Origin of the sequence: Sphaerisporangium rufum, assembly GCF_016863395.1 — a bacterium.
GTDB lineage: Bacteria > Actinomycetota > Actinomycetes > Streptosporangiales > Streptosporangiaceae > Sphaerisporangium > Sphaerisporangium rufum.
Genome location: NZ_BOOU01000002.1, coordinates 34,811 through 58,260 on the forward strand (window position 1 = coordinate 34,811; position 23,450 = coordinate 58,260).

The window sequence follows — 23,450 nt, forward strand, 5'->3', positions numbered from 1 at the left end:
ACCGCACACCGGGACGGCGCCAGGCGGCCCCGGCCCCGACCGCCGGGTGCCCGGCAGGGACGATCTCGCGGTGCCGGCGATCAGGCCGGGGACAGCACCTCCACGTACCCCTCGGTGCCGTTGACCCGGATGAGGGCGCCGTCGGGGATGCGGGCGGTCGCGCCCTGGACGCCGGCCACCGCGGGCAGGCCGTACTCGCGGGCGATCACCGCGCCGTGCGTCATCACCCCGCCGACCTCCATCACCACGCCCTTCACCGAGACGAACAGCGGTGACCAGCTGGGATCGGTGAAGGGCGTCACCAGGATGTCCCCCTCTTCCACCTCGGCGCCCGCCATGCCCGCCAGCACCCGGGCCCGTCCCTCGACGACGCCGGAGGACACCGCCACGCCCGCCAGGGCTCCCTCCGGCCGGGAACCGCCGGCGTACCCTCCGTCCAGCACCTCGCCCTCCGAAGTGATCACTCGGGGCGGGGACAGCCTGCGGTGCCGCTCGAACGCCTCCCGCCGCTCGGCGATCAGGTCCTGGTCCGGCCGCCCGGTCCGCACCGCCTCGCGGAACTCCGCCAGCGACAGGAAGTACACGTCCTCGGGAGCGCCGATCACCCCTCGACGGGCGAGTTCCGCGGCCTCGGCCATCAGGGCCTGCTTGTAGAGGCCGTACCGCTGCAGCAGGGCGTGCTTGGAGTACTCGCGGTACCCGATGAAGTGCCGCAGCAGGCTCATCCGGCGCGCCGCCTTCCGCCGCCGGCGGCCGGTCAGCCGGCCCAGCAGCCCTTCCATCGCGCGCTCGGCGGCGGCGCGCCCCTCCGCCAGCCGGGCCTCGCGCGCTCCCGGCGGCAGGCCGCGGACGTGGCCCATGATGAGCGGCACCAGCAGGGTCGGGTCCTCGCTCCAGCGGGTCCGGGTGATGTCGATGTCGCCGGAGCAGTGCATGCCGTACCTGGACAGGTAGTCCTCGATGGCTCGCCGGACCTCCGGGCCGCCCGCCAGGCCGTCGAGACCGGTGAAGAAGGTGTCCCGTCCGGCGCGCGGGAGGTACTCCGCCACCTCCGGATGCCGGCGGACCACGTCCGCGACGTCCAGCAGGTCCAAGCCCATGGCGGCCACGACGTTGTGGTCGGCGGACCGGGCGATCAGGTCGGCGGCGTTCCGCACGCCCAGCCAGGACTCCATGTGCTTGTCGACCCAGTTGGCCGACTGGATGCCGAGGAACGCCGCGGCCACGCTCACCGGGTCGAACATGATCCGGGTGAGCTCCCGGTGGTCCTCGACGATGAACGCGAACACCTCCTCCCCGGCCCGGCCGGCGATGGCCCGGCGCAGCGCCTCGACCGAGGCCTCGTTCTGCGCGATGAGCCGCGGGACCACCCCGGGGTCGTCCTGCCGGGCGAGCCGCCGGTACTGGCGGGCCATCGGCCAGAAGCCGCCCTCGCCGAAGTTCAGCACCGACGTCCGGCCGCGGGCCAGCGTGCGGGCGAAGTCCTTGCGGTCCAGCACGGTGCGCAGCGCGTCGGCCATCAGCACGTCGACCTGGCCGAGGCTCTTGAGGGTCACCGGCCGGGCCCACCAGGAGGACAGCTCGTGCGACATGTCCTTGTAGAAGCGGCTGCCGGCCACGCTCATCGGCGGGCGGCCCAGCTTCTCGTCCAGCAGGGCGAAGAACGACAGCCCGAGCGGGGTGAAGGCGTCGGTCATCATCTGCCGGTGCCCGTAGGAGATGTAGACGTGGCCGCGGCCGTCGCCGGACTCGGGGACCGGGTAGAGCGTGGTGATGGGACGGCTCTGCAGGATGTGGAAGTCGTCGCCGGCCAGCGCCCATTCGATGTCCTGGGGCGTGCCGAAGTGCGCCTCGATCCGGCGGCCCAGCTCCGCCAGCCGGCGGATCCGCGCGTCGGTGAGGGTCTGCGCGTGGCCGCCCACCAGTGGCCGTTCCTCGGTGCCGCCGTCCGGCGCGGCGCGCAGGGCCCGCGTCTGGACGCCGACCTTCCGGTCGATGATCCGGCCGGCCCGCACCCGGTAGGTGTCGGCGTCGACCAGGCCGGACACCAGCGCCTCACCCAGGCCGAATCCCGCGTCGATCGAGGTCACCGTGCGGTTACCGGTGACGGGGTCGGCGGTGAACATGATGCCGGCGGCGTCCGGCAGGACCATCCGCTGCACGACCACCGACACCCGGACCGCGCGGTGGTCGTAGCCGTTCCTGATCCGGTAGACCACGGCGCGGTCGGTGAAGGCGGACGCCCAGCACCGCCGGACGTCCCGGATGATCCGCGCGGCGCCGCGGACGTTGAGGTAGGTGTCCTGCTGCCCGGCGAACGAGCTGTCCGGCAGGTCTTCGGCGGTCGCGCTGGAGCGGACCGCCCACGCCGCGCCGGTCCCGTCGGCGCCCGTGCCGCCGAGCGCGTCCAGCAGTCCGATGATCTCCCGTTCGATCTCCGCCGGCACCGGCCGGGCCTCGATGGCGGCACGCACCCGGGCGGCGGCGCCGGTGATGGCGTGCCGGTCGTCGGGCCGCAGGCCGATCAGGGCGTCGATCAGCCGGCCGATGCCGGGATCGGCCTCGACCACCGTCCGGTAGGCCTCGGTGGTGACGCAGAAGCCGTCCGGGACCCGGACGCCGTCGATCCGGGACAGCTCCCCGAGGTTGGCGCCCTTGCCGCCGACCAGCGGGAGCAGCGTCTTGTCGATCTCGGAGAACGCCAGCACGTAAGCGCTCATGGCAGCAGCACCTGATTTCTTGGTATGGCGCGTGAAGGGAGTGGGCAGCGGGGGGATCGTCAGCGGGCGACGATCCGGTCGAACAGGCCGGCCGGCAGCAGCCGGTCGAGCAGCAGCAACGGCCTGGCCAGGTAGCCGACGGCATATCGTGGCCGGGGCGAGGAGGCGCCGAGCGCCCGCAGCACGGTCCTGGCCACGACCCGCGGGTCGGACACCTTGCCACCCGGCGCGTAGATCCGCTCCCCCGCGCGGGCCTGGGCCTCGGCGACGTCCCGATAGGCGCCCTGCCCGGACACCGCCCGCAACCGCTCGGACATGCCGTCGTCGAACTCGGTGCGGACCAGCCCGGGCTGGATGACGACGACGTTCACCCCGAACCGTCGCACCTCCTGGCGCAGCGAGTCGGAGTACCCCTCCAGGGCGTGCTTGGAGGCGTAGTACCAGGCGGCCAGCGGCAGCGACACCTCGCCGCCGATCGAGGAGATGTTGACGATCAGACCCGAGCGGCGCTCGCGCATGTGCGGCAGCACGGCGCGGGTCAGCTCGGCCAGGCCGAACAGGTTGACCTCGAAGAGGCGCCGCGCCTCGTCGACCGGGACGTCCTCGATCGCGCCGCGCAGGCCGGCGCCGGCGTTGTTCACCAGCACGTCCAGCCGCCCGTGCGCGTCGAGCACGGTGCGCACGACGCGCTCGACGTCGCCGGGGTCGGTGATGTCCATGGCCAGCGGGTGGCCGCCCGCCCGGCGGAGGCCCTCCATCCGGGCCACCCGCCGCGCGGCGCCGTAAACGGTGTGGCCGGCGCCGAGCAGTTCGAGCGCCGTGGCGCTGCCGATGCCGGAGGAGGCACCGGTGACGAGGCAGATGCGGGGTTCCATGGCAGGACCTTCGGCGATGCGGGACGGAGAACGGCAGGCGGTACCGGCCGTCCGGCCGGGGCGGACCGGACGGCCGGTTATTTACGATACAATACAGACCTGTATTCGAATAAGGGAGGGTGGTCCCGGAATGAGGGGCGACACGGCCCGGCCCCGGCGACCCGGCCGGCCGCGCAGCCAGGAGGCCGACGCGGCCATCCTCGCCGCCGCGCTCGATCTGCTGCTGGAACGCGGCGCCGACCAGACCAGCATCGAGCAGGTCGCGCAGCGCGCGGGGGTGACCCGCGCGACGGTCTACCGGCGATTCGCCGGCAAGACCACGCTGCTGATCCAGGCGATCGAGTCCCGGCACGCCGACCACGACCCCGCCGCGCTGCACTGGCCGGACGTCGGCCGCATGCTCGCCGACTGGGCCGGCTACCTGAGCGGTCCGGGCAACCGCAAGATGCTGCGCCGGCTGTACAGCGCCGCCGACGACTATCCCGAGCTGCTGCAGGCCTACCGGGACACCCACGGCCACCAGCGGGCCGCCGCGGTGCGCGCCACCCTGGAGCAGGCCCGGGACCGGGGCGAGCTGGCGCCGGACACCGATCTCGCGGCCCTGCAGCATCTGCTCCAGGGCGCCGTCCTGCACCACCTGGTGACCTTCCCGGACACCACGCCCACCGAGGAGATCGAGTCCTACCTCGCCGCGGTGACCCGCCAGGCCGGCCACCGGCCCCCCTGAACTCCTGCGACCGACGTGGACCGCCCCCGGTGTCCGCCCGGCATCACCTCCGGTGCCGGCGCGGCAAGGGCGGCCGTCAGCCGAGCATGCTCCCCCTGCGCACCCGCGCCGCCGCGCTCGCCGCCATCGCGTCCCTGGTCCTGGCCGCGCCGGCCATGGCCGCGTCGCCCACGGCCGGCAGCGCCGGCACGGTGGCTCGGGACAGCCGCCCTAGCTGCTAGCCGACCGGAGGGGGCAACGACGGCCTCCGCGGGGCATCCCCACCCCCTGCACCTCAGCGGGCCGCCGTCACCATGCGGCCGGCGGCGGCCCGCGCCATCAGCCGGCCGGCCGGTTCCGGTATCCGGCGGCGAACGCCGGCCCGGCGATGGCGCACACGGCCGCCGATAGCAGCAGGGCCCAGCCGGTGCCCGCGGTGACGGCGGCGCCCATGACGGCGACGCCGAGCGTGGCACCGACCTGGCGGACCGCGTTCAGCAGGCCGCCCGCCGCGCCGGCCGCACCGGCCGGCGCGGCGTCGACGGTGGCGGCGACCAGCGCCGGCAGCGCGAAAGAGACGCCGAATCCCGTCATCAGCAGCCCTGCCGCGATCCACGGGTAGCCGGCGCCGGCGAAGACGGCGCCGGCCAGCACCCCGCCGCCCGCCGCCAGCAGTCCCAGCCCGGCCAGCACCGGCCGCCGCGGGCCGATCCGGGCCACGATGCGTCCGGTGATCAGCGGGTTGGCGGCGAACGGAAGCGTCAGCGGCAGGAAGGCCAGCCCGGTCCGCAACGGTTCCAGGTGCCGCTCCTGCTGCAACAGCAGCGGCAGGACGAACAACCCGCCGGTCAGCGCGAAGTTGACCGCCGCGGCGGCCAGCAGCACCGCCCGCACCCGGCCCGCCCGCAGCAGGGCCCGGTTCAGCACCGGTGCCAGGCTGCGCCGTTCCAGAACCCGGAACACCGCCCCGGCCACCCCAAGCCCGGCCAGGGACGCCACCACGTGACCCCACGCCCGCGCACCGGCGGCGATCAGGACATCGGTGCCCAGGGCCAGCACCGCCGCGGCCGCCAGCTGGGCGGGCCAGTCGATCGGGCGGGCACCGCGCGGACAGGCCACCACGCGGCCCCGTATCAACACCAGCACGCCGAGGCCCAGCGGCACGTTGACCAGGAACACCGACCGCCACCCGGCGGCGCCGACCAGCGCGCCACCGATGATCGGTCCTGCCGCGACCGCCGCGCCGCTGGTGGCGGCCCACGCCGCGACCGCCCGCGCCCGGGCGACCGGCTCCGGATAGAGCCGGGCGATCATCGCCATCGACGCGGGCACGCAGGCCGCCGCGGCGATGCCCAGGACCGCGCGCAGTACCACCAGCACCCACAGCACCGGGGCGAACGCGCTGAGCAGGGACACCCCGGCGAAGACGACGATGCCGCCCCGGAAGAGCCGTTCGGCGCCGAAGCGGTCCGCCGCCGCCCCCGCCGACAGCAGCAGCGCGGCGAAGGCCACCGTGTAGCCGGTCACGGCCCACTGCAGCCCGGCCATCGACGCGTGCAGGGACGCGGCCAGGTCCGGCTCGGCGACCGACAGCACCGTCATGTCCAGCAGCACCATGAAATAGCCCAGCGAGATGCCGAGCAGCGCCCGGGCCCGCCCGCGGCGGGGAGGTGCCGCCGCCAGGGCGGCGGACGAGTTCACATCGGTCATGTCTGAACGGCTCCAAGAACGGCGAACGGAAACGACTGAAGGAACTGTGCGGATGCGCGGGCCGCCCGCTCCACCGGTGCTTTCGCCTGCGGCGTTCGGAATTTCCGAACGCCGCAGGTGGTTGCCGTCCGCGTGGAACTGCGCCAGCTCCGGGCCTTCGCGGCGGTCGTCCGGCACCGGACGGTGACCGAGGCCGCCGCCGCCCTGGACCTGGCCCCCTCGTCGCTCTCCCAGCGGATCCGGACGCTGGAGGACACGCTCGGGGTGGCACTGTTCGTGCGCGGCCCAAAGGGGATGGAGCTCACCCCCGCCGGGGAGCGGCTGCGAGGCTGGGCCCACACCCTGCTCGACCAGGCCGACCAGGCCGTCCGCGATGTCCGGGGCCACCGCCGGCGGCTACGGCTCGGCGCGCTGGAGACCCTGGCCGGGCACTACGTGCCGAGGGTCCTCGCCCGGTTCGCCGAACGCCGGCCAGACATCGAGGTGGCGGTCCACGCCGACCGCGCCCGGGACGGCCTGCTCGCCGACGTGGCCGAAGGGCGGCTGGAGGCGGCCCTCCTGCTGGACTCCGGTACCGGGATCGGCGGGCTCGGCTTCCCCGCCCCCGCCCGCCCGCTCGATTTCCTCGACCTGGACGCCGTTCCGCTTTCGCTGGTCTGCGCGCCGGGCCACCCGCTCGCCGGCCGGACCGCGCTGACTCCCGACGACCTCCGGAGCGAGCGGCTGCTGGTCAACGTGCCGGCCTGCTCCTTCTGGATGGCGGGGAACCAGATCCTCGGCCCCGGCCCGCAGCGGATCAAGGCCGGCGGCGTCCCCGTCATGCGCGCCTGGGCCGAGCATGGACTCGGGATCACCCTGCTGCCCCGGTTCGCGGTCGCCGACGGCCTCCGCGCCGGCAGCCTGGTCGAGCTGGACCTGCCGCTGCCGGATCTCAGCCTGCGGCTGGTCTGGCGGGCGGACCGCGAATCGCAGCCGGGGATGCGCGAGATCCTCTACGCCGCCGCCCGCCCCTGACCCGCCTGGCCCCGCAGCCCCGTGATCAGGCCGTGAAGCCGCCGTCGACGTGCAGGGTGGCCCCGGTGATGTATCGGGCGCCGTCCCCGGCGAGGTAGCCGACCGCCTCGGCGATCTCCTCAGGAGCGGCGTACCGGCCCAGGGCGGTGATACCGCTGATCGTCTCGGCGAACGGGCCGCCGGCGGGGTTGGCGTCGGTGTCGGTCGGCCCGGGGGCCACCACGTTCACCGTGATCCCGCGCGGGCCGACCTCCCGGGCCAGCGCCCGGGTCAACCCGGTCAGGGCGCTCTTGCTCATCGAGTACAGCGCCAGCCCGGGGAACGGCACTCGCTCGGACACGTTGCTGCCGATGTTGATGATCCGGCCGCCCTCGGCCAGATGCTTGAGCGCGGCCTGGGCAGCAGCGAACGGCGCCCGCACGTTGACGGCCAGCGTGGCGTCCACCTCCGCGAACGTGACCTGCTCCACCGGGCCGGGCAGGTAGACGGCGGCGTTGTTGACCAGGATGTCCAGCCGGCCGAACTCGGCGGCCGCCCGATCCACCGCCCCCGCCACCGCCGCGGCGTCCACGCTGTCCGCCTGGATCGCCAGGGCGCGCCGCCCGGCGAGCTTGATCCGGTCGGCCACCGCGCCGGCCCGCTCGGCGTCCTGCCGGTAGGTGAAGGCGACGTCCGCGCCGTCCTCGGCCAGCCGCACCGCGACCGCCGCCCCGATGCCCCTACTCCCGCCGGTGACCAGCGCCACCTTGCCCGTCAGATCGTTTCTGTTCATGCCGTCCATCGTGGCGGGCCCGGCCCGCCCGGGTCCGGCGCCGATCGGACCCCTGTTTCCCGCGAGAATCGGACCCCGCACCAGGCCGAACCCGCCGGCCACCGGCTCCCACGCGCGCTCGGCGATCAGCCGGTCTCACCGGAGCCGTGGCGTTCCTGAAAGCCGCGGCTCAACTTCCGCTGCCGGACACCCGCTGCCCGGTCGCCCACCGGGCCGGGGGGTCGAACTCCCGGTTCAGGACTCCCTGCCAGAAAGCCACGTATTCCTCAGGAGTGAAGCACAGCCGGGGGCCGTCCGGATCCTTGGAATCCCACACTTCTACCTGATCCTGCTTAATGTCCACTACGACACAGTTACCGTTCTCCGTGCTGAAGCTGGATTTTCTCCCGGGATACGGCGAGAGTGGGCTTGCCGCCACCTTGCGCCTCCTTCGCAGTGAGCTCGCGAGCGCTCATGCCATCGACGAGACCGGCGATCAGATCGTAGGAACTTTGCGAGCTCAACGCTCTTCCTGCAATATGTCCCCACATGAGGGTATATCGCCGCACCTCAGGTTCGGACTGGAGGATGAGGCCACTTGTTGCTTGCTCGACGTAGACCACCCCCCGGCCGTCGGCCTCGCAGAATTCCAGCAGGTCGAACGCTCCCGCCATGGCCGCGTGCGCGCCGACGGCGAACGGGAGGATCTGGATGGTGACGTTGGGCAGCCGGGCCATCATCAGCAGATGCCGGAGCTGTGATCGCATGATCTCGACACCGCCTACCTGGCGGTGGAGCACCGCCTCGTCGAGCACGACGAGCAGCCGTGCGGCGCATCCTTCCCGGACGAGCACCTCCTGCCGGGCCTGCCGCACCGCGACGGTCTCATCGACATCGATCGCGCCCTCGACGTCGGTCGCCGTGATCACCTCGCGCGCATAGTCCGGAACCTGCAAGATCCCGGGCACGACCTGCGGGTGATAGCTGCGGATGACCGCCGCGTCCGCTTCGAGCCCCAGGTACACCTCGAACTTCGGTTTCAGCCCCTTCCGGAAGCGATGCCACCAGTCCCGGGTGCCGGCACGACGAGAGAGTTCGAGCAGTTCCTCCCGGCGGACACCATCCGTCACCTGATACAGATCGAGCAAACTTTTTACATCTTTCGGACGTATACCACGTTCGGCGCGTTCAACGCGGCTGACCCACGAGGCATCGCATTCCATTTCCCTTGCGACATCCTCCAGGCTTATACCGCGAGCACTCCGGAGCTTGCGCAGCTCCTGGGCGAGCCTGCGCCGCTGGGCAAGTGGACTCGTATTGCGCACGCGGCTTTTCCCTTCTTAACAGATCTAATCTGGACAGAATCCCAGCGAGCACACGCCGTTTTTGGCAAACTGCCTGAACTCGCTTGCCAACCCAGTTGGACCGTAGACAAGATGCCATCATGCCAGCGACAGACACGCTGCGCATTCGATCGAACACGAATCGCAGTTCGACGACATGGGGACCTATCCAAAGGAGCCTCGATGAGCGGAAGTCCGGGTGGGGTGCGCGGAGCAAGTTGGGGGGTACCCCCAGATCTCGCCGCGGTAGGGGCGGCGCGACGGCGGGCCCGGGAAGTGCTCGACCTCTGGCGGTTCGGCGATCAGACAGACGACGTCCTCGTCGTGATCGGGGAACTGCTCGCGAACGCCGTCACACACGGGTCACCACCCGTGAAGATGTCGCTTGAAGATGTCGCTCTGGCTCACGCCCGACAAGTTGTGCGTCCGGGTCACCGACCACGGCTCTGGACGCCCGCAGCAGCTGGATCTAGGCCTCGACGCGACCCATGGCCGGGGAATGCCCATAGTGGCCGCGCTGGCCACTACCTGCGGCGTCTTGCCGCTGCCGTGCGGCACCGGCAAGACGGTGTGGGCGCGCTGGCACCGCACGCACACCGTCCCGTCGGCGGCTCATGGTCAGCGGCGTTGACGCCGGAGGGAACCTGAGAACACCTAAGAACAAAGGAAGAGCCCGCCCCCGTGACGGGGCCGGGCTCCGGGAGGGGCGGGGCGTCAGGCGGGGCGGCGGAGGGCGGTGAGCTGGAGGGCGGCGAAGGCGGCGACCACGACGGCCTGGAGGACGGCCCAGACGGCGCCGAGGGTGGTGAACGAGACCAGGCCGAGGGCCACGACGGCGACGCTCTCCAGGGCCCAGGCCACGTTCACCACGATCACGGCGCGGACCGCGTTGACGGGTGCGGCGGGGCGCCGGGCGAGCAGGCCTACCGCGATGCCGTAGACCAGCAGGAAGGCGCCGATGGCGCGCAGCAGGGCCGGGTCCGGGCCGAGCAGGTCGGCCAGCGGGCCCGCGGCGACCAGATAGGCCAGGCCGTTGGCCCCGGTGACGGCCGCGTCCAGGCCGAGCGCGAGGCGGAGGAGTCGGGTGCGGTCCGCGGTGGCGGCGGTCAGGGCGGTCATCTCATGCTCCTTCGGAGTTCGTCCGTTGAGAGAACCGTCCCATCCCGCCCCGCACCCGCGCGATTACGCGCCAGGTAATCCCCCTGCCTCCCGCACCGGGAATGTCCGTGCCCCGGACCCGCGACCGAGGGCCGCCTGGGACGCGGGAGACGCCTCGCGCCACCGGTCAGGTGGAGGTCCCCGCCGGACCACCCTGGAGGAGTCCGCTCGGGCCGCCCGGCCGCCGCCGCGACGTCGCCCCGGCCGGTTCGCCGCCGGTCAGGGGTTCTGGAAGGTGACCTCGGGATAGGCGGTGGACGGTCCGGCCAGCAGCGGCGCGTCCTTCCCGCGCAGGCTCCGGTCGAAGAAGGCGCCCACGTAGGCCCGGGTGATGTCGGCCGACCGGCCGCCCGGCAGCGGCGCCTGCGGGTCGGTGACGCCGAGCTGCTCGCCCAGGACCGGGATGTCGATGAACGAGAAGTGCCCGGTGTCGCGTACGGTCAGCCAGCGCTTCCAGCCGTCCAGGCGCGCCCAGTCGCGCGGCCAGCTGGTGTCGGTCGAGCCGGGCGAGTGCCCGGCCGCGGTGCCGATCATCATGAACGGCCGCCCGCCGAGCCCGGCCGGGGGCACCGGCGCGAAGAACGTGCCGTCCAGGTTCACCCCGGCGCGGACCCGCCGGTCGGCCGCCATGACGCTCGCCGCGGCGTTGCCGCCCAGGGAATGACCCACCGCGCCGACCCGCCTGGTGTCGATCATCTTCCAGCGCTTCCAGGCGGGCCGCCGGTCGCTCGCACCGTCATCGGACGCCGGTGCCCGGCGGCCGGCCACCGCGTCCAGGACGAAGGAGAGGTCGGCCGCCCGGCCGGTGGCGGCCTTCGCCAGCAGCTTCCGCTCTTCGTCCTGCGCCGGTGCCGCCTCGATGACGTCGCAGGCGACGCAGGTCAGAGTCCGGCCGCCGGGGAAGGTGGTGCCGAAGGACTCGTAGGCGTGGTCGACCAGCGCGACCACGTAGCCGCGCGAGGCCAGCTCCTCCGACAGGACGCTGAGGGTGGCCCGGTTGAGCGAGAAGCCGGGCGACGCCAGCACCAGCGGGTGCCGCCCGCCGGCGGCCCGGGCCCCGGCGCGGGCGTTAGTCCGGGTCGCGGCCAGCCGCTCCGGCTCCAGCAGTTCCTCCTGCCCCTGGGACTTCAGCAGCAGGCGGGCCTCCTCGACCGTCAGGTACGGTGCCGGGGTGCCGCCATCGGTCCGGCGGGCCGGGTAGTACATCGAGACCATCAGCTCCCGGCCACGGGCCGACGGCACCCACGGGTCGCGGCGGCTCGTGTCGAGAAGGTGCAGCACGTCCCGGCCCACCGCATACGGCCCGGTGGGCGCGGGCAGCCGCAGATCAACCGCGGCGGCGGAGCCGCCCGGACCATGCGGCAGGCCTCCCCGCGCCGGACCGGAGACGGCGGGGACCGCTGCCGCCGACGACGGTGGCGCGGTGACGGTGACGGTGACGGTGACGGCCGGCAGGACGAAGGCCAGGACGGCGGCCCGGCGGATGGGCATGACCACGGGAATCCGTTCGATAAGGGGCCTTCATCGGGAAAGGCCTGGATTCCCGAAACTAGTGATCGGACGATCACGGCCCATCGGCCGATCGGCGAGAGCTACCCCTGACCTTCGTCAGGGGTCCCCGCCCGCGGAGCGGCTCCGCGGGCCGGCCATCCCGTGCCACCTGCCGGATGGCCGCCGGTCGATGCCGGAGCCCGTCTCCCCGACTCGGCCCGGCACGCACCGTCGCGGGCCTGGGAGGTACCGGTGCCGGACGGGTACCTGTCGGTGCCGACCGGCAGGATGCCGGCATGGAACCGCGCATCTCCGTGATCACGCTCGGCGTGGCCGACCTGTCCAGGTCCTACGAGTTCTACAAGCACGGCCTCGGGCTGCCCACCACCCGTACCCCCGACCAGGGCATCGTTTTCTTCACCACGTCCGGGACGGCGCTGGCGCTCTATCCCTACGACCGGCTCGCCGAGGACGTCGGTCCCGGCTGGGACGTGCCCCGGTCCAGGTTCACCGGCATCACCCTGGCCCACAACGTGCGCGAACGCCGCCAGGTGGGCGAGGTTCTCGCCCTGGCCGCGGCGGCCGGCGCCGAGATCGTCAAGCCGGCCGCCGACACCTTCTGGGGCGGCCACTCCGGCTACTTCGCCGACCCGGACGGCTATCTGTGGGAGGTCGCCTGGGGCGCCTTCGAGATCGACCCCGACGGCTCACTCCAGATCCCCTGACCTCTCCCTCCCGGCCCCGCCCGGCGGAGTGGCTAGATCAGGGCGAGGACGGCCGGGTCGGGGGTGGGGTGGGCGACCTGGGCGGAGGAGAGCAGGGCGGGGGTGGGCGGGCCGGCGGGGAGCTGGAGGTAGGAGAAGCGGTCGGCGGAGTAGACACGGACGCCGTCGGCCCGGCACTGGCGCATCAGCGCCTGGTCCCAGTCCTCGGAGACGTCGGCGATGCCGAGCTCGACCAGCGCGGGCCGGCGGGCCAGCACGGTGCCGCCGGTGATCTCGGGGAGGAACCGGTGCTCGGCGCCCGGCCGGCGCAGCAGGGTGGTACCGGCCTCGGCCAGGTGGACGTAGTGGCCGGCCTTGCCGACGATCTCGGCCTCCACCGCGGCGAAGTGGCGCACCAGGTCGGCCAGGTAGTGCTCACCGTACCGGTCGCGCGGGTCGAGCACGGCGACCAGGTCGCCGTCGGCCAGCCGGATCGCCCGGTCCAGTGCGGCGCCCCGGGTGACCGGCCCACCGGTCTCCCGGATCACCAGATCGCCCGGGTGGACGGCGCGGGCGGCCTTCTCCACCACGGCGGCGTCCATCCCCTGCACGGCGATGACCAGCTGCCCGGCCGGGTACGCCTGCCCACCGGCCGCGGCCAGCAGCCGGTCCAGCTCGTCCGGCCCGGTGACGGCGGCGACGGCGGTGATCGCGGCGGCGTTGCGCACCGAGGCCAGGCCGGCGCCGTCCAGGATGGGGTCCAGCAGCGGGGTCACCGGCACGGTGGCCCGCCAGGCGAGGTGGGCCTCGGTGGCGCAGTCGGTCTCGGCGGCCAGGTAGTCGCGCACCTTTGCCGCCGCCGTCTCGTCCGGGGCGATCGGGGCGGCGAGCTGCATGATCGGCGTGCCGCAGGCGGCCAGCTCCTCCACGGTCCGGGCGTCGGCGTCCGGGCCGGCCAGCACCATGGCGACCGACCGGTAGGCGGTGAGCAGGTCGTCGTAGGTCGCCTTGGGGCCGGCCAGCGGCCGCCAGCCCGCGCCGGCCGGCGGCTCGCCGGTCAGCGCCGCGCCGAGCAGGCCGACGCCGGCCCGCTCGCCGGCCGCGGGCAGCGGGTTGTGCACCCGGGGCTGCACCGCGAGCGGGAGGACGCCGACCCGGTCGTACTTGAGCGCGGCCCGCCATTCCCGGGCCCGCGCCTCGGAGACCGCCAGCACGAGATCGAAATGCGTCGCCGCCGGCACCGCCTCCGACAGCGGGCCGCCGGAGTGCCAGAACACCGTGCGGATGCCGCGCCGGCCGCACTCCTCGACCAGGTCGCGCAGGCCCCGGGTCCGGCCGGCCAGTTCCTCCAGCCAGCGTCCGCCGTTGCCCTGCAGCGGCCCGGGGCGCACCGACTCCACGAACAGCAGGTTCGGCCGGTGCTGGTCGAGCATGGCCGCCCAGTTGTCCGGCCCGAAGTTGGTGACCTGGCGCCACTCGTACCGCAGCAGCGCCTCGGTGCGCCGGTCGACGATGGCCGCCACGGTGAGGTAGGGCCGGGCCAGCGGGCCCTTGGGCACCACGAAGTGCTCGGCCATCGCCGGGGAGACCCGCGGCCCGGCGGGCTCGGCGGGCACCGGCGGCACCGGCTCGGGCCCGGCGAGCGGCTCGGGCGCGAAGTCGGCGCGCCGGGGGGCGGGCCGCTTGTGCACCGGGGCGCGCAGCGTGCGGGCCACCTCGCCGGGTTTCCTGGCGTTGATCGCGTCGCCGAGCTTGGACCACCGGCTGTCCTGCAGCGACTCCAGCTTCCACTGGGCGGCCGCGGCCTGGTAGCGCTGCTCGGCGAGATTCTTGGCGAGGCGGGCCGCCTGCCGCTCGGCGGCCTTCAGCCGGGCCTCGGTCTCGCGCAGCCGGGTGCGGGCCTCGGCCTCCGCGGCGGCCGCCCGGGCGAGCCGCTCCTCGTAGTCGGCCAGCAGCCGGGTGAGCTCGGCGGCTCCCGCGGCCGCCTCGACGGCGGCCTCCAGCGCGCGCCGGGTGCCGTCCAGCTCTTCGTTCATGCCATCACCGTGTCCCAGACGTCGAGCGAACATAATCGCAGATCTCTGCGGACCATCCCGAATCACCGCGACTCCGTAAACTCTGCACGTGCTCGCCGAGGGGAGAGGTCCCATGCGCAACGGGAATTGGCCGGACTACACCGCGCGGCCGTACGTCTGCGGCGCGATCGGGGCGGCCGACCCGGCCCGGCTGGACGTGCTGCGCGCCGCCGGCCCGCCGGTGGGCGAGGTGCACCGGACGCCGGGCGCGGCGCTGTACGCCTCGGGGCCGCTCGCCCCGTACGCGGGCAGCGCGGTCGCCGGCCCGGCGGACGCTCCTGCGGGCGGCGGCACGGGTGGCGGAGCGCGGTTCGCCTGGGGCGAGCGGCGGCCGGACGGCGCGGGCCCGTGGCTCACGGTGGCCGAGACCTTCGAGACGCCGGGCCTGATCGACGAGCCGGAGGCGGTCACCCTGCACACCGGGGCCTTCGGCCTGGTGGACGTCTACTACCTGTCCGACGGCGACGCGGTGTACTTCGCCGGCCACATCGAGCCGCTGCTCGCGCTGGCCCGCCGGCCGCTGGAGATCAACTGGGACGCCTGGGCGGCCATTCTCAAGCTGACCTACCCGCTGCTGGAGGACACCCCCTACCGGGAGGTCCGCCGGCTGCCCGGCGCCACCGCGCTGGTGTGGTCCCGGTGGACCCGCACGTTCGCGGTGGACCGCCGCGCGCCGCGCTGGGTGCGCGAGGAGCCGTTCGACCGGGGGGTCACCGGCGGCGACATCGTCGCGCTGCTGCACGAGGCGCTCAAGCCGTTCGACGACCGGCCGGTGCTGGTGCCGGTGAGCGGCGGGTACGACTCGCGGCTGCTCGCCTCGGTGGCGGTGGCCCGCCGGATGGACGTGGAGTCCTGGACGACCAGCCCGGACGACGGCCTGGACAACGACCTGGACTTCGCCCGGCACGTGACCGCCGCGCTCGGCGTGCCGCACCGGGTGGTCCCGCAGGACGCCGGGGCCTATCCCGACGAGGCGCGGTGGACGGCCCGCCGGCTGGAGTACCTGACCAGCCATCACGCCTGGTACGCGCCGTTCGCCCGCGAGGTGCACCGGGCCGGCCGGCCGGTGGTGGACGGGCTGGCCGGCGGCCCGCTGATGAAGAACTTCCTGATCACCGCGGACGCGGTGGGCGCCGGGTCGTCGGCCGACCGGCGGGCGGCGCTGCTGGCCGCGCTGGCCACCGGGGATCCGCACATCCCGGTGCTGTCGGAGCGGGCCGCCGCATTCGTCGACGACCGGGTGGCGACCGCGTTCGGGCAGGCCACCTCGATGCTGCGCGGGCACCGCTCGGAGCTGCCGCTGAGCGTGCTGCACACCCGCACCGCGCGCGGCATCGCCCGTTCGCCGGTCAACCTGGTCGGCCCGGAGGTGACGCCGGTCTTCCCGTTCCTGCACCCGGACTTCTTCGACGCCGCCCTGTCGGTGCCGGTGGCCCGCAAGGAGGGCGGCCGGTTCTACCGGGAGATCCTCCGGGCGGCGAACCCGCGGGTGGCCGCGCTGCCGTCGACCAACGCGGCGCTGCCGCACCGGCGGGTGCCGCTGCGCTCGGCCGGCCCGGCGGCGCGGGCGTGGGGCCACCGGATGCTGCGCCAGGCGGCCACCGTGCCCGGCCTGCTGTCCGCGCCGATGCTGGAGGTGGTGGCCGCCGGCCCGGACGCGCTGGCCGCGTTCGGGTCGTGGAACTCCCGGTTCTGGCTGCGCGGGCTGGTGCTTTTCGGTTCCTGGTTGACCGACTACCAGGACGTGCTCGGCGACCGCACGCCGCCGTGGGCGGCCGAGGGCTGAGCGGTACGGCCGCGACCGGGTCACCGGCCCGGTGACCTGCTATGACACCGTCCCACCACGGAGGGTGCGTGCGGTGATACGCGAGCATTCCACGGAGTGACGAAGATTACCCGGAAAGCCCGCTGGGCGAGATCGCGGATCACCGCCGGACATCCGTAATGGCCTGCTAGTCTTCCGCGAAACAGCGCCGAAACACGTCGCACGCCGAGGTCACCCCTGCGGCGGCGGCGTCGGGCGGGAGCCGCAGGGATGACGGCTCCGGCGGCGCGGTCCCCTGTGTGCATCGCCCTACTTTCTCCATGCGAGCGAACCTATGAGCGCTTCACCCTGCCCGGAAACCGGCCCCGAGTCGGTCTCCGAGGAGTTCATCTCGACCGACCCCCGGTGGTACAAGCGGGCCGTCTTCTACGAAGTGCTGGTGCGCGGCTTCCGCGACTCCAACGGCGACGGGACCGGCGACCTGCGCGGCCTGATCGAGAAACTCGACTACCTGCAGTGGCTCGGTGTGGACTGCCTGTGGTTGCTGCCGTTGTACGAATCGCCGCTGCGCGACGGCGGGTACGACATCGCGGACTACATGAAGATCCTGCAGGAGTTCGGCGACCTGGCCGACTTCGTGCAGCTGGTCGAGCAGGCCCATGCCCGGGGCATCCGCATCATCACCGACCTGGTGATGAACCACACCAGCGACCAGCACCCGTGGTTCCAGGCCTCCCGGCACGACCCGGAGGGCCCGTACGGGGACTTCTACGTCTGGTCCGACGATCCCACCGGCTATCCGGACGCGCCGATCATCTTCGTCGGGGCCGAGGACTCCAACTGGACCTACGACCCGGTGCGCGGGCAGTACTACTGGCACCGGTTCTTCCACCACCAGCCGGACCTCAACTACGAGAACCCGGCGGTGCAGGACGCCATGCTGGAGGTGCTGAGGTTCTGGCTGGACCTCGGCATCGACGGCTTCCGGCTGGACGCGGTCCCCTACCTGTTCGAGCGCGAGGGCACCGCCTGCGCCGGGCTGCCGGAGACCCACGCCTACCTCAAGCGGGTCCGGGCCGAGGTGGACCGCCTCTACCCCGACCGGGTCCTGCTCGCCGAGGCCAACGGCTGGCCCGAGGACGTGGTGGAGTACTTCGGCGATCCGACCGTCGGCGGCGACGAGTGCCACATGGCGTTCCACTTCCCGCTCATGCCGCGCATCTTCATGGCGGTGCGCCGGGAGTCGCGGGAGCCGATCTCGGAGATCATGTCCCGCACCCCCAAGCTTCCGGAGAACGCCCAGTGGGGCATCTTCCTCCGCAACCACGACGAGCTGACGCTCGAGACGGTCACCGAGGAAGAGCGCGACTACATGCACGCCGAGTACGCCAAGGACCCGCGGATGCGGGCCTACCTGGGCATCCGGCGCCGGCTGGCCCCGCTGCTGGACAACGACCGCGACCAGATCGAGCTGTTCACCGCGCTGCTGCTGTCCATGCCCGGCTCGCCGGTCATGTACTACGGCGACGAGATCGGCATGGGCGACAACATCTGGCTGGAGGACCGCGATTCGGTGCGCACCCCGATGCAGTGGAGCCCGGACCGCAACGCCGGCTTCTCCGGCGGCGACCCCGGACGGCTGTACCTGCCGGCCGTCATGGACCCGATCTACGGCTACCAGGCGGTCAACGTCGAGGCGCAGATGAAGAGCTCCTCCTCGCTGCTGCAGTTCACCCGCAACCTGCTGGCCACCCGCCGGGACCATCCGGTGTTCGGCACCGGCGCCTACACCGAGCTGTGGTCGCCGAACTACCGCGTGCTGGCGTTCCTCCGCGAGGAGGGCGACGACATCATGCTGTGCGTCAACAACCTGTCCAAGCACCCGCAGCCGGTCGAGCTGGACCTGCGGCGCTTCATGGGCATGGTCCCGGTGGAGTGCCGGGGCGGGGTGCCGTTCCCGACGATCGGCGAGCTCCCCTACCTGCTCACCCTGCCCGGCCACGGCTTCTACTGGTTCTCGCTCACCCGGCGGTGAGCGGCCTCCCCCCGGCCCGCGCGGCCGGGGGGATCTCGCGCGCTCAGCGCGGGGTGACCGGGATCCGGGCCCGGGCGGCCCGGCGGGCCGGGATCAGCGCGATCAGCAGCGCGGCGCCGACCGCGGTCAGCACGGCGAGCAGCAGGGTCAGTGGCGCCGGCGCCCGGCCGATGCCCGCCCCCATGCCGCTCGCCGCGCCCTGCAGGTCGATCAGCCCGGACGACAGCAGGGCGCCCGCCACCGCGCCGGCGCCGGCGCCGAGCACCACCAGCAGCCCGGTCCCGGTCACCAGGGTGGCCATCACCTGGCGCGGGGTCAGGCCCATCGCCTTCAGCACCGCCAGGTCCAGCGCGTGGTCGCGCAGCCCCACCGCGCTCGCGGTCAGCAGGTTCGCCGCGCCGATCAGTGCCAGCACCACCACCAGCGCCACGATGATCACCCGGATCACCACCAGCCGGTCGGCCGGGTTGACCACGTAGGACACCTCCAGCCCCTGTGACTGCAGCCGGGTCCGCACCGCCGCCAGGTCGGCACCGGGCCGCAGCACCAGCGCGTGGTACTGCGGCGGCAGGGCGTCCTTGGCGGCCAGCCCGTCCAGCGGCACCGACAGCACCTCGCCGTCCTGCTCGGGCTCCAGCACCCGCCCGACGATCCGGACGATCACCGGGGTGCCGCCGACCGTCACCCGGATCACGTCGCCGACCTGCACGTGCAGCAGGTCCAGCAGGCCCTGCCCGGCGACGGCCTCGCCGCGGTCGCGGAACAGCCGCCCCTCCACCACGCTGAACGGGTAGGGGTCGGTGACGCTGCCGAGCGCCCGGGCGCGCACCGTGCGCGTCTGCCCGGGGACGAGCGCGTCCACCTCGCTGCCGGGGTAGGCGGCCAGCACGTCGGGATCGGCCAGGGCCACCTGGCCGGCCGAGGTGGCCGGCACCGCGCCCGGGCGGGCCAGCAGCGGCGCCGCCTGGCCGACCCGCTCGGGGTGGCGCTGGAAGGCGTCCAGCGTCGCCCAGCAGCCCAGCCCGATCGTGATCATCATCATCGGGACGGCCACCCCGAACGTGGTCAGGAAGGCGGGCAGCCGGCGGGTGAAGGCGTCGCGCGCGCCGAGCACCAGGGCGGGCGGCAGCCGTACCAGCAGCGCCAGCCGGGCCAGCCGCGACAGGTGGCCGCGCGGCGGGGCCACCGGGGCGGCCGGCAGCGGCGGCGTTCCGCCGCCGCGCCAGGCGGGCAACCAGACCGCGACCACGACCATGGCCGCGGCGCCGAAGGCGATGGCCAGCAGCGGCACCGGCGACAGCGGCACCGCGACGGTGTCGGCCAGCGCGTACGCGGTGACCAGCCGGCCGCACAGCACGCCGGCCACGATGCCGGCCAGGCCGAGCGCGCCGTGCTCGGCGAGCAGCATGCGCGCCACCTGCCGGCGGGTGAAGCCGAGCGACTTGAGCGTGGCGATGTCGCGCCGCTGGGTGAGCACCCGCCCGCCGGTGGCGTTGGCGATGGCCAGCGCCGCGGCCACCAGTCCGGCCACGCCGAACAGCGCCAGCAGCACGCCGAGCAGCCGGTTGTCCAGCTCCATCGAGGCCTCGACCTCGCGCCAGGTGGTCACCCGCTGGACCTGGCCGGCCAGCTTGGTGATGGCGTGCTGCGCGACCAGCGCGGTGTCGTCGGGGTCGGCCAGCCGCAGCCCGACGACCGACTCGCTTCGGGCGATCTTGGGCTCCACCTGGTCCAGGGTGCCGGGAAGGATCCAGGCCAGCCCGGGAGTCCATTCGGGGTAGAACCCCTGGTCGCCGCTCTCGGCCAGCCCCGCGACGGTGAGGGCGTGGGTGCGGCCGTCCAGCCCGACGACCGGGAAGGCGCCGCCGGCGCGCAGGCCGGAGGCGCGGGCGAACGAGCGCTCGACGACCACGCCGGCCGGGTCCGCGGCGTCCAGCCAGCGCCCGTCCCGGACGATCGGCCGGCCGACGGCGGGCAGCACCGGCGACATCTCCTGCAGGGCCACCGGGGCCTTCTTGCCGCCCAGCGCGAAGGTGGCCGGCGCGCTGCGGTAGGGGCCCGCGATGTCGGCCACGCCGTCCAGCGACCGCAGCAGCGCCGGATCAGGGGCGTCCTTGGTGTGCACCCACACGTGGGCGCCGTTGCCCCGGGCGAACAGGCCGCGCCAGGGGTTGGTGCCGTCCTCCAGCAGGGTCGCCGCGGTGATCAGCGCGGTGACGATGCCGGCCACGGCGAGCACCGTGAGGATCGCCTGCCCCCGCCGCGCCCGCAGGTCGGCACGGATCCAGCGCCGCTCCGCGGCGTTCACCGGCCGTCAGCTCCGCAGCTCGACGACGTCGCCGGCGCCGCCCCGGGTCCGGCGCCGGGGGGCGACGGCGCCGTCGTCCACGATCTGGCCGTCCAGCAGGGTGACCACCCGGTCGGCCAGACCGGCGACCCGGCCGTCGTGGGTGACCAGCACGATGGTCTGCCCCTGCCGGTGCACCTCGCCGAGCAGTCGCAGCACGTCGCGGGTGTTACGGCTGTCGAGGTTGCCGGTCGGCTCGTCGGCCAGCAGCACGCGCGGCTGGTTGGCCAGCGCCCGGGCCAGGGCCACCCGCTGCTGCTCGCCGCCGGACAGCTGGGCGGGCGCGGAGTCGGCCTTGTCGGCCAGCCCCAGCTCGCCGAGAAGGTACTCGCGCCGCTCGCGCGCGTGCCTGGGCGTGGTGCCGGCCAGCAGCGCGGGCAGCTCGACGTTGTCGGCGACGGTCATGTTGTCGACCAGGTTGAAGAACTGGAAGACGAAACCGATCTGCTGCCGGCGCAGCACCGCCCAGGCGCTCTCGTTCAGGGTGTCCACCCGGCGGCCCTCGACCCAGATCTCCCCGCTGGTGCGGGTGTCCAGGCCGCCGAGCATGTGCACGAGCGTGGACTTGCCGGACCCCGACGGCCCCATGACGGCGACGAACTCACCCGGCTCGACCCGCAGGTCGACGCCGCGCACCGCCGGCACCGGAAGCCCTCCGGTCTGGTAGATCTTCACCAGGTTGACCGTGCGTATCGCCGGCTGACCGGCCTCGCTCGCCGTGGTCACTTCGATCGCCCACCACTTCCCGTACGCGCCATGAGGCGGTCCTCAGGTCAGCTCCTCCTGGCAGCGCTCCAGCCAGTCGAGGTCCGCCTGAAGATGTAGCATCGCACCTTCGATGAGCAGCTGCGCGGGCCGGTTGTCGTGATCGGTCCGCTGAGCGAGATCCACCAGATCGCGCATGATAGCGAGATAGTGCCGGCGCTGGCGGTTGATCAGCGCCATCCGGTCGGCGATGCCGGTGAGCGGGGCGAGCACCAGCTTCATGAAGAACTCGTCGCGGACCCGCGGCCCCTCGGTCGGGGAGTCCACCCACTCGTCCAGCACCTCCCGGCCGGCCGCGGTGCAGTAGTAGACCTTCTTGTTCGGGCGGTTGGACTGTTCGACGTCCACCCCGCTGACCAGGCCGTCCTTCTCCAGCCGGCCCAGGGTCACGTAGATCTGGCCGATGTTGGGGGACGGGTAGGCGGTGCCGAAGATCTGCTCGAGGGCCTGTTTCAGCTCGTAGCCGTGGGCAGGTTCCTTGGCGAGGAGCGCCAGCAGATGGAGCCGCACGCTCTGACCTCCCTCGGGCGTCACGTTATCTGAGTGTTACTACATGATCCGTTGACGCCCACATTAGCGCTATGCATAACATGCATGCATCTACCTAACACGCATGTAACCCAATCAACACCTGGAGGACACGTGCGCCGCCTGATTCCGTCTCTGCTGGCAGCGGTGCTGCTCAGCGGCTGCACGGGCCTCGGCGAGCGCGCGGCCGTGCCGGGCGCCGAGATCGACGGCACCGGGCCGATGACCTTCGCCACCGGCCGGGACACCACCGGCTACCTGCAGCCGCTGATCGACGAGTGGAACGACCGGCACCCCAAGGAGCGGGTCAGGCTCCTTGAACTGCCCGAGGCCGCCGACGAGCAGCGCGCCCAGATGGTGGCCAACCTCCAGGCGAAGAGCGAGCGTTACGACGTCCTCGGACTGGACGTGGTGTGGACGGCGGAGTTCGCCGGCGCCGGCTGGATCGTGCCCCTCGACCGGAGCATGTTCCCGCTGGACCGGCTGCTGCCGCCGGTGGTGGACACCGCCGTCTACCAGGGCAAGCTCTACGCGATGCCGTACACCAGCAACGCCGGGCTGCTCTACTACCGCAAGGACATCCTCGACCGCGAAGGTCTCAAGCCGCCCAAGACCTGGGCGGAGCTGCGCGAGCAGGCGGTCCGGCTCGGCAAGAAGTACAAGATGGACGGCTACGCCGGCCAGTTCCTCGCCTACGAAGGGCTGACCGTCAACTTCGCCGAGGCCGTGCAGTCGGCCGGCGGCCAGATCCTCAGCCCGGACGGCACCAAGGTCACCCTGGACCTGCACACCGCCACCACCGGGCTGGACTTCCTGGTCGGCGGGCTGCGGCAGGGCTGGATCCCCCAGGACGCGCTCTCCTACAAGGAGGAGGAGTCGCGGCTGGCCTTCCAGCAGGGGAAGCTGCTGTTCGCCCGCAACTGGCCGCCCGCCTACGGTCCGGCGACGCGGTCCGCCGTGGCCGGGAAGTTCGCGGTGACGCGGCTCCCCGGTCGCGACGGCCCGGGGTCGAGCTCGCTCGGCGGTCTGAACCTGGCGATCAGCGCGTACTCCCGGCACCAGAAGTCCGCCCTGGAGTTCATCCGTTACTTCACCGGGCTCGCCAACGAGCGCCGCGTGCTGACCGACGGATCCTTCCCGCCGGTGTGGTCGGAGTTGTACGACGATCCCGACCTCATCAAGCGGTATCCATACCTCCCCGTTCTCAAAGAGAGCATCATGTCCGCCCGGCCTCGGCCGGTCACCCCGAAGTACGACCAGGTCAGCCTGATGATCTCCAGCGCCGTCTCCGACGCGCTCAACTTCCGAGAACCGGGCGAGGACACCATCGCCACCCTCAAGCAGCAGCTCAGCGAGATCATTCGCACTCCATAGCCACCGGGGGCGATCCCTCCGGCCTGTTCACCCTTCATCCCGCTTCATCGAACACCTACGCCATCCATTGATCCGGCCATTCCGTCGTT

General features: G+C 73.1%; 19 protein-coding genes. 7 read left to right on the forward strand and 12 right to left on the reverse strand.

The genetic code is table 11. The features are described 5' to 3' along the window. Nucleotides 1–80: 80 nt before the first annotated feature. Both rph and Sru01_RS00740 read right to left on the reverse strand, forming a co-directional pair. Complete coding sequence (gene rph / locus Sru01_RS00735; RefSeq protein WP_203981833.1) at nt 81–2,720, reverse strand: rifamycin-inactivating phosphotransferase; 2,640 nt, start codon at nt 2,718–2,720, stop codon at nt 81–83. Between the two features lie 59 nt (nt 2,721–2,779). Beyond that, nucleotides 2,780–3,595, reverse strand: a complete 816-nt coding sequence (locus tag Sru01_RS00740) for an oxidoreductase (RefSeq protein ID WP_203981834.1) — start codon at nt 3,593–3,595, stop codon at nt 2,780–2,782. A 130-nt stretch (nt 3,596–3,725) separates the two neighbouring features. Here Sru01_RS00740 and Sru01_RS00745 point away from each other — a divergent pair, with 130 nt between their 5' ends. Beyond that, a complete protein-coding gene (locus Sru01_RS00745; protein ID WP_203981835.1) occupies nt 3,726–4,322 on the forward strand; it encodes a TetR/AcrR family transcriptional regulator in 597 nt (198 codons plus the stop codon). Nucleotides 4,323–4,640: 318 nt separating this feature from the next. On the opposite strand, the gene Sru01_RS00750 is transcribed toward Sru01_RS00745, so the two are convergent. Then, entirely contained in the window at nt 4,641–6,011 is a 1,371-nt protein-coding gene (locus Sru01_RS00750) for an MFS transporter (protein ID WP_203981836.1), read from the reverse strand. A 132-nt stretch (nt 6,012–6,143) separates the two neighbouring features. On the opposite strand from Sru01_RS00750, the gene Sru01_RS00755 reads away from it, so the two are divergent. Continuing rightward, nucleotides 6,144–7,025, forward strand: coding sequence for a LysR family transcriptional regulator (locus Sru01_RS00755; RefSeq protein WP_203981837.1), 882 nt, complete (start codon nt 6,144–6,146; stop codon nt 7,023–7,025). A 25-nt stretch (nt 7,026–7,050) separates the two neighbouring features. Here Sru01_RS00755 and Sru01_RS00760 read toward each other — a convergent pair whose 3' ends face one another. From Sru01_RS00760 to Sru01_RS00770, 3 genes are all read right to left on the reverse strand, one after another. Continuing rightward, nucleotides 7,051–7,797, reverse strand: a complete 747-nt coding sequence (locus tag Sru01_RS00760) for an SDR family oxidoreductase (protein WP_373869474.1) — start codon at nt 7,795–7,797, stop codon at nt 7,051–7,053. A 169-nt stretch (nt 7,798–7,966) separates the two neighbouring features. Then, complete coding sequence (locus Sru01_RS00765; RefSeq protein ID WP_203981839.1) at nt 7,967–8,215, reverse strand: DUF397 domain-containing protein; 249 nt, start codon at nt 8,213–8,215, stop codon at nt 7,967–7,969. Continuing rightward, the gene (locus Sru01_RS00770; protein ID WP_203981840.1) at nt 8,151–9,101 is read right to left on the reverse strand and encodes a helix-turn-helix domain-containing protein; all 951 of its coding nucleotides are present in this window, start codon (nt 9,099–9,101) and stop codon (nt 8,151–8,153) included. The genes Sru01_RS00765 and Sru01_RS00770 overlap by 65 nt, the downstream gene beginning before the upstream one ends. Before the next feature lie 409 nt (nt 9,102–9,510). Between Sru01_RS00770 and Sru01_RS00775 the strand changes: the two genes are divergently transcribed. Next, nucleotides 9,511–9,750, forward strand: coding sequence for an ATP-binding protein (locus tag Sru01_RS00775; protein WP_203981841.1), 240 nt, complete (start codon nt 9,511–9,513; stop codon nt 9,748–9,750). An 83-nt stretch (nt 9,751–9,833) separates the two neighbouring features. On the opposite strand, the gene Sru01_RS00780 is transcribed toward Sru01_RS00775, so the two are convergent. Further along, nucleotides 9,834–10,238, reverse strand: a complete 405-nt coding sequence (locus tag Sru01_RS00780) for a hypothetical protein (RefSeq protein WP_203981842.1) — start codon at nt 10,236–10,238, stop codon at nt 9,834–9,836. Between the two features lie 258 nt (nt 10,239–10,496). Beyond that, on the reverse strand, nt 10,497–11,768 hold the full coding sequence (locus Sru01_RS00785; protein WP_203981843.1) for an alpha/beta hydrolase family protein: 1,272 nt from the start codon (nt 11,766–11,768) through the stop codon (nt 10,497–10,499). 296 nt (nt 11,769–12,064) lie between these two features. On the opposite strand from Sru01_RS00785, the gene Sru01_RS00790 reads away from it, so the two are divergent. After that, the gene (locus Sru01_RS00790; RefSeq protein ID WP_203981844.1) at nt 12,065–12,493 is read left to right on the forward strand and encodes a VOC family protein; all 429 of its coding nucleotides are present in this window, start codon (nt 12,065–12,067) and stop codon (nt 12,491–12,493) included. A 32-nt stretch (nt 12,494–12,525) separates the two neighbouring features. On the opposite strand, the gene Sru01_RS00795 is transcribed toward Sru01_RS00790, so the two are convergent. Beyond that, nucleotides 12,526–14,508: a glycosyltransferase family 2 protein gene (locus Sru01_RS00795; RefSeq protein WP_203981845.1), complete on the reverse strand. Its 1,983-nt coding sequence runs from the start codon at nt 14,506–14,508 to the stop codon at nt 12,526–12,528. A 112-nt stretch (nt 14,509–14,620) separates the two neighbouring features. Between Sru01_RS00795 and Sru01_RS00800 the strand changes: the two genes are divergently transcribed. Together Sru01_RS00800 and treS are read left to right on the forward strand one after the other, a co-directional pair. After that, entirely contained in the window at nt 14,621–16,333 is a 1,713-nt protein-coding gene (locus Sru01_RS00800; protein WP_203981846.1) for an asparagine synthetase B family protein, read from the forward strand. A 313-nt stretch (nt 16,334–16,646) separates the two neighbouring features. Further along, nucleotides 16,647–18,347: a maltose alpha-D-glucosyltransferase gene (gene treS, locus Sru01_RS00805; protein WP_203981847.1), complete on the forward strand. Its 1,701-nt coding sequence runs from the start codon at nt 16,647–16,649 to the stop codon at nt 18,345–18,347. Nucleotides 18,348–18,390: 43 nt separating this feature from the next. Here treS and Sru01_RS00810 read toward each other — a convergent pair whose 3' ends face one another. The 3 genes from Sru01_RS00810 to Sru01_RS00820 are packed head-to-tail and all read right to left on the reverse strand — an operon-like array spanning nt 18,391 to nt 21,969. Beyond that, nucleotides 18,391–20,655, reverse strand: a complete 2,265-nt coding sequence (locus Sru01_RS00810) for an FtsX-like permease family protein (RefSeq protein ID WP_203981848.1) — start codon at nt 20,653–20,655, stop codon at nt 18,391–18,393. Nucleotides 20,656–20,661: 6 nt separating this feature from the next. Further along, complete coding sequence (locus tag Sru01_RS00815) at nt 20,662–21,420, reverse strand: ABC transporter ATP-binding protein (RefSeq protein ID WP_239136670.1); 759 nt, start codon at nt 21,418–21,420, stop codon at nt 20,662–20,664. 42 nt (nt 21,421–21,462) lie between these two features. Continuing rightward, a complete protein-coding gene (locus Sru01_RS00820; protein WP_203981849.1) occupies nt 21,463–21,969 on the reverse strand; it encodes a PadR family transcriptional regulator in 507 nt (168 codons plus the stop codon). A gap of 132 nt (nt 21,970–22,101) precedes the next feature. Here Sru01_RS00820 and Sru01_RS00825 point away from each other — a divergent pair, with 132 nt between their 5' ends. Then, entirely contained in the window at nt 22,102–23,361 is a 1,260-nt protein-coding gene (locus Sru01_RS00825; RefSeq protein WP_203981850.1) for an ABC transporter substrate-binding protein, read from the forward strand. The last annotated feature ends 89 nt before the right edge of the window (nt 23,362–23,450 follow it).

What these genes read in the sequence shown, in the direction of transcription:
- rph (WP_203981833.1), bottom strand. Translation starts at nt 2,720, where the DNA reads ATGAGCGCTTACGTGCTGGCGTTCTCCGAGATCGACAAGACGCTGCTC.
- Sru01_RS00740 (WP_203981834.1), bottom strand. Translation starts at nt 3,595, where the DNA reads ATGGAACCCCGCATCTGCCTCGTCACCGGTGCCTCCTCCGGCATCGGC.
- Sru01_RS00745 (WP_203981835.1), top strand. Translation starts at nt 3,726, where the DNA reads ATGAGGGGCGACACGGCCCGGCCCCGGCGACCCGGCCGGCCGCGCAGC.
- Sru01_RS00750 (WP_203981836.1), bottom strand. Translation starts at nt 6,011, where the DNA reads ATGACCGATGTGAACTCGTCCGCCGCCCTGGCGGCGGCACCTCCCCGC.
- Sru01_RS00760 (WP_373869474.1), bottom strand. Translation starts at nt 7,797, where the DNA reads ATGAACAGAAACGATCTGACGGGCAAGGTGGCGCTGGTCACCGGCGGG.
- Sru01_RS00775 (WP_203981841.1), top strand. Translation starts at nt 9,511, where the DNA reads ATGTCGCTCTGGCTCACGCCCGACAAGTTGTGCGTCCGGGTCACCGAC.
- Sru01_RS00780 (WP_203981842.1), bottom strand. Translation starts at nt 10,238, where the DNA reads ATGACCGCCCTGACCGCCGCCACCGCGGACCGCACCCGACTCCTCCGC.
- Sru01_RS00785 (WP_203981843.1), bottom strand. Translation starts at nt 11,768, where the DNA reads ATGCCCATCCGCCGGGCCGCCGTCCTGGCCTTCGTCCTGCCGGCCGTC.
- Sru01_RS00790 (WP_203981844.1), top strand. Translation starts at nt 12,065, where the DNA reads ATGGAACCGCGCATCTCCGTGATCACGCTCGGCGTGGCCGACCTGTCC.
- Sru01_RS00795 (WP_203981845.1), bottom strand. Translation starts at nt 14,508, where the DNA reads ATGAACGAAGAGCTGGACGGCACCCGGCGCGCGCTGGAGGCCGCCGTC.
- Sru01_RS00800 (WP_203981846.1), top strand. Translation starts at nt 14,621, where the DNA reads ATGCGCAACGGGAATTGGCCGGACTACACCGCGCGGCCGTACGTCTGC.
- treS (WP_203981847.1), top strand. Translation starts at nt 16,647, where the DNA reads ATGAGCGCTTCACCCTGCCCGGAAACCGGCCCCGAGTCGGTCTCCGAG.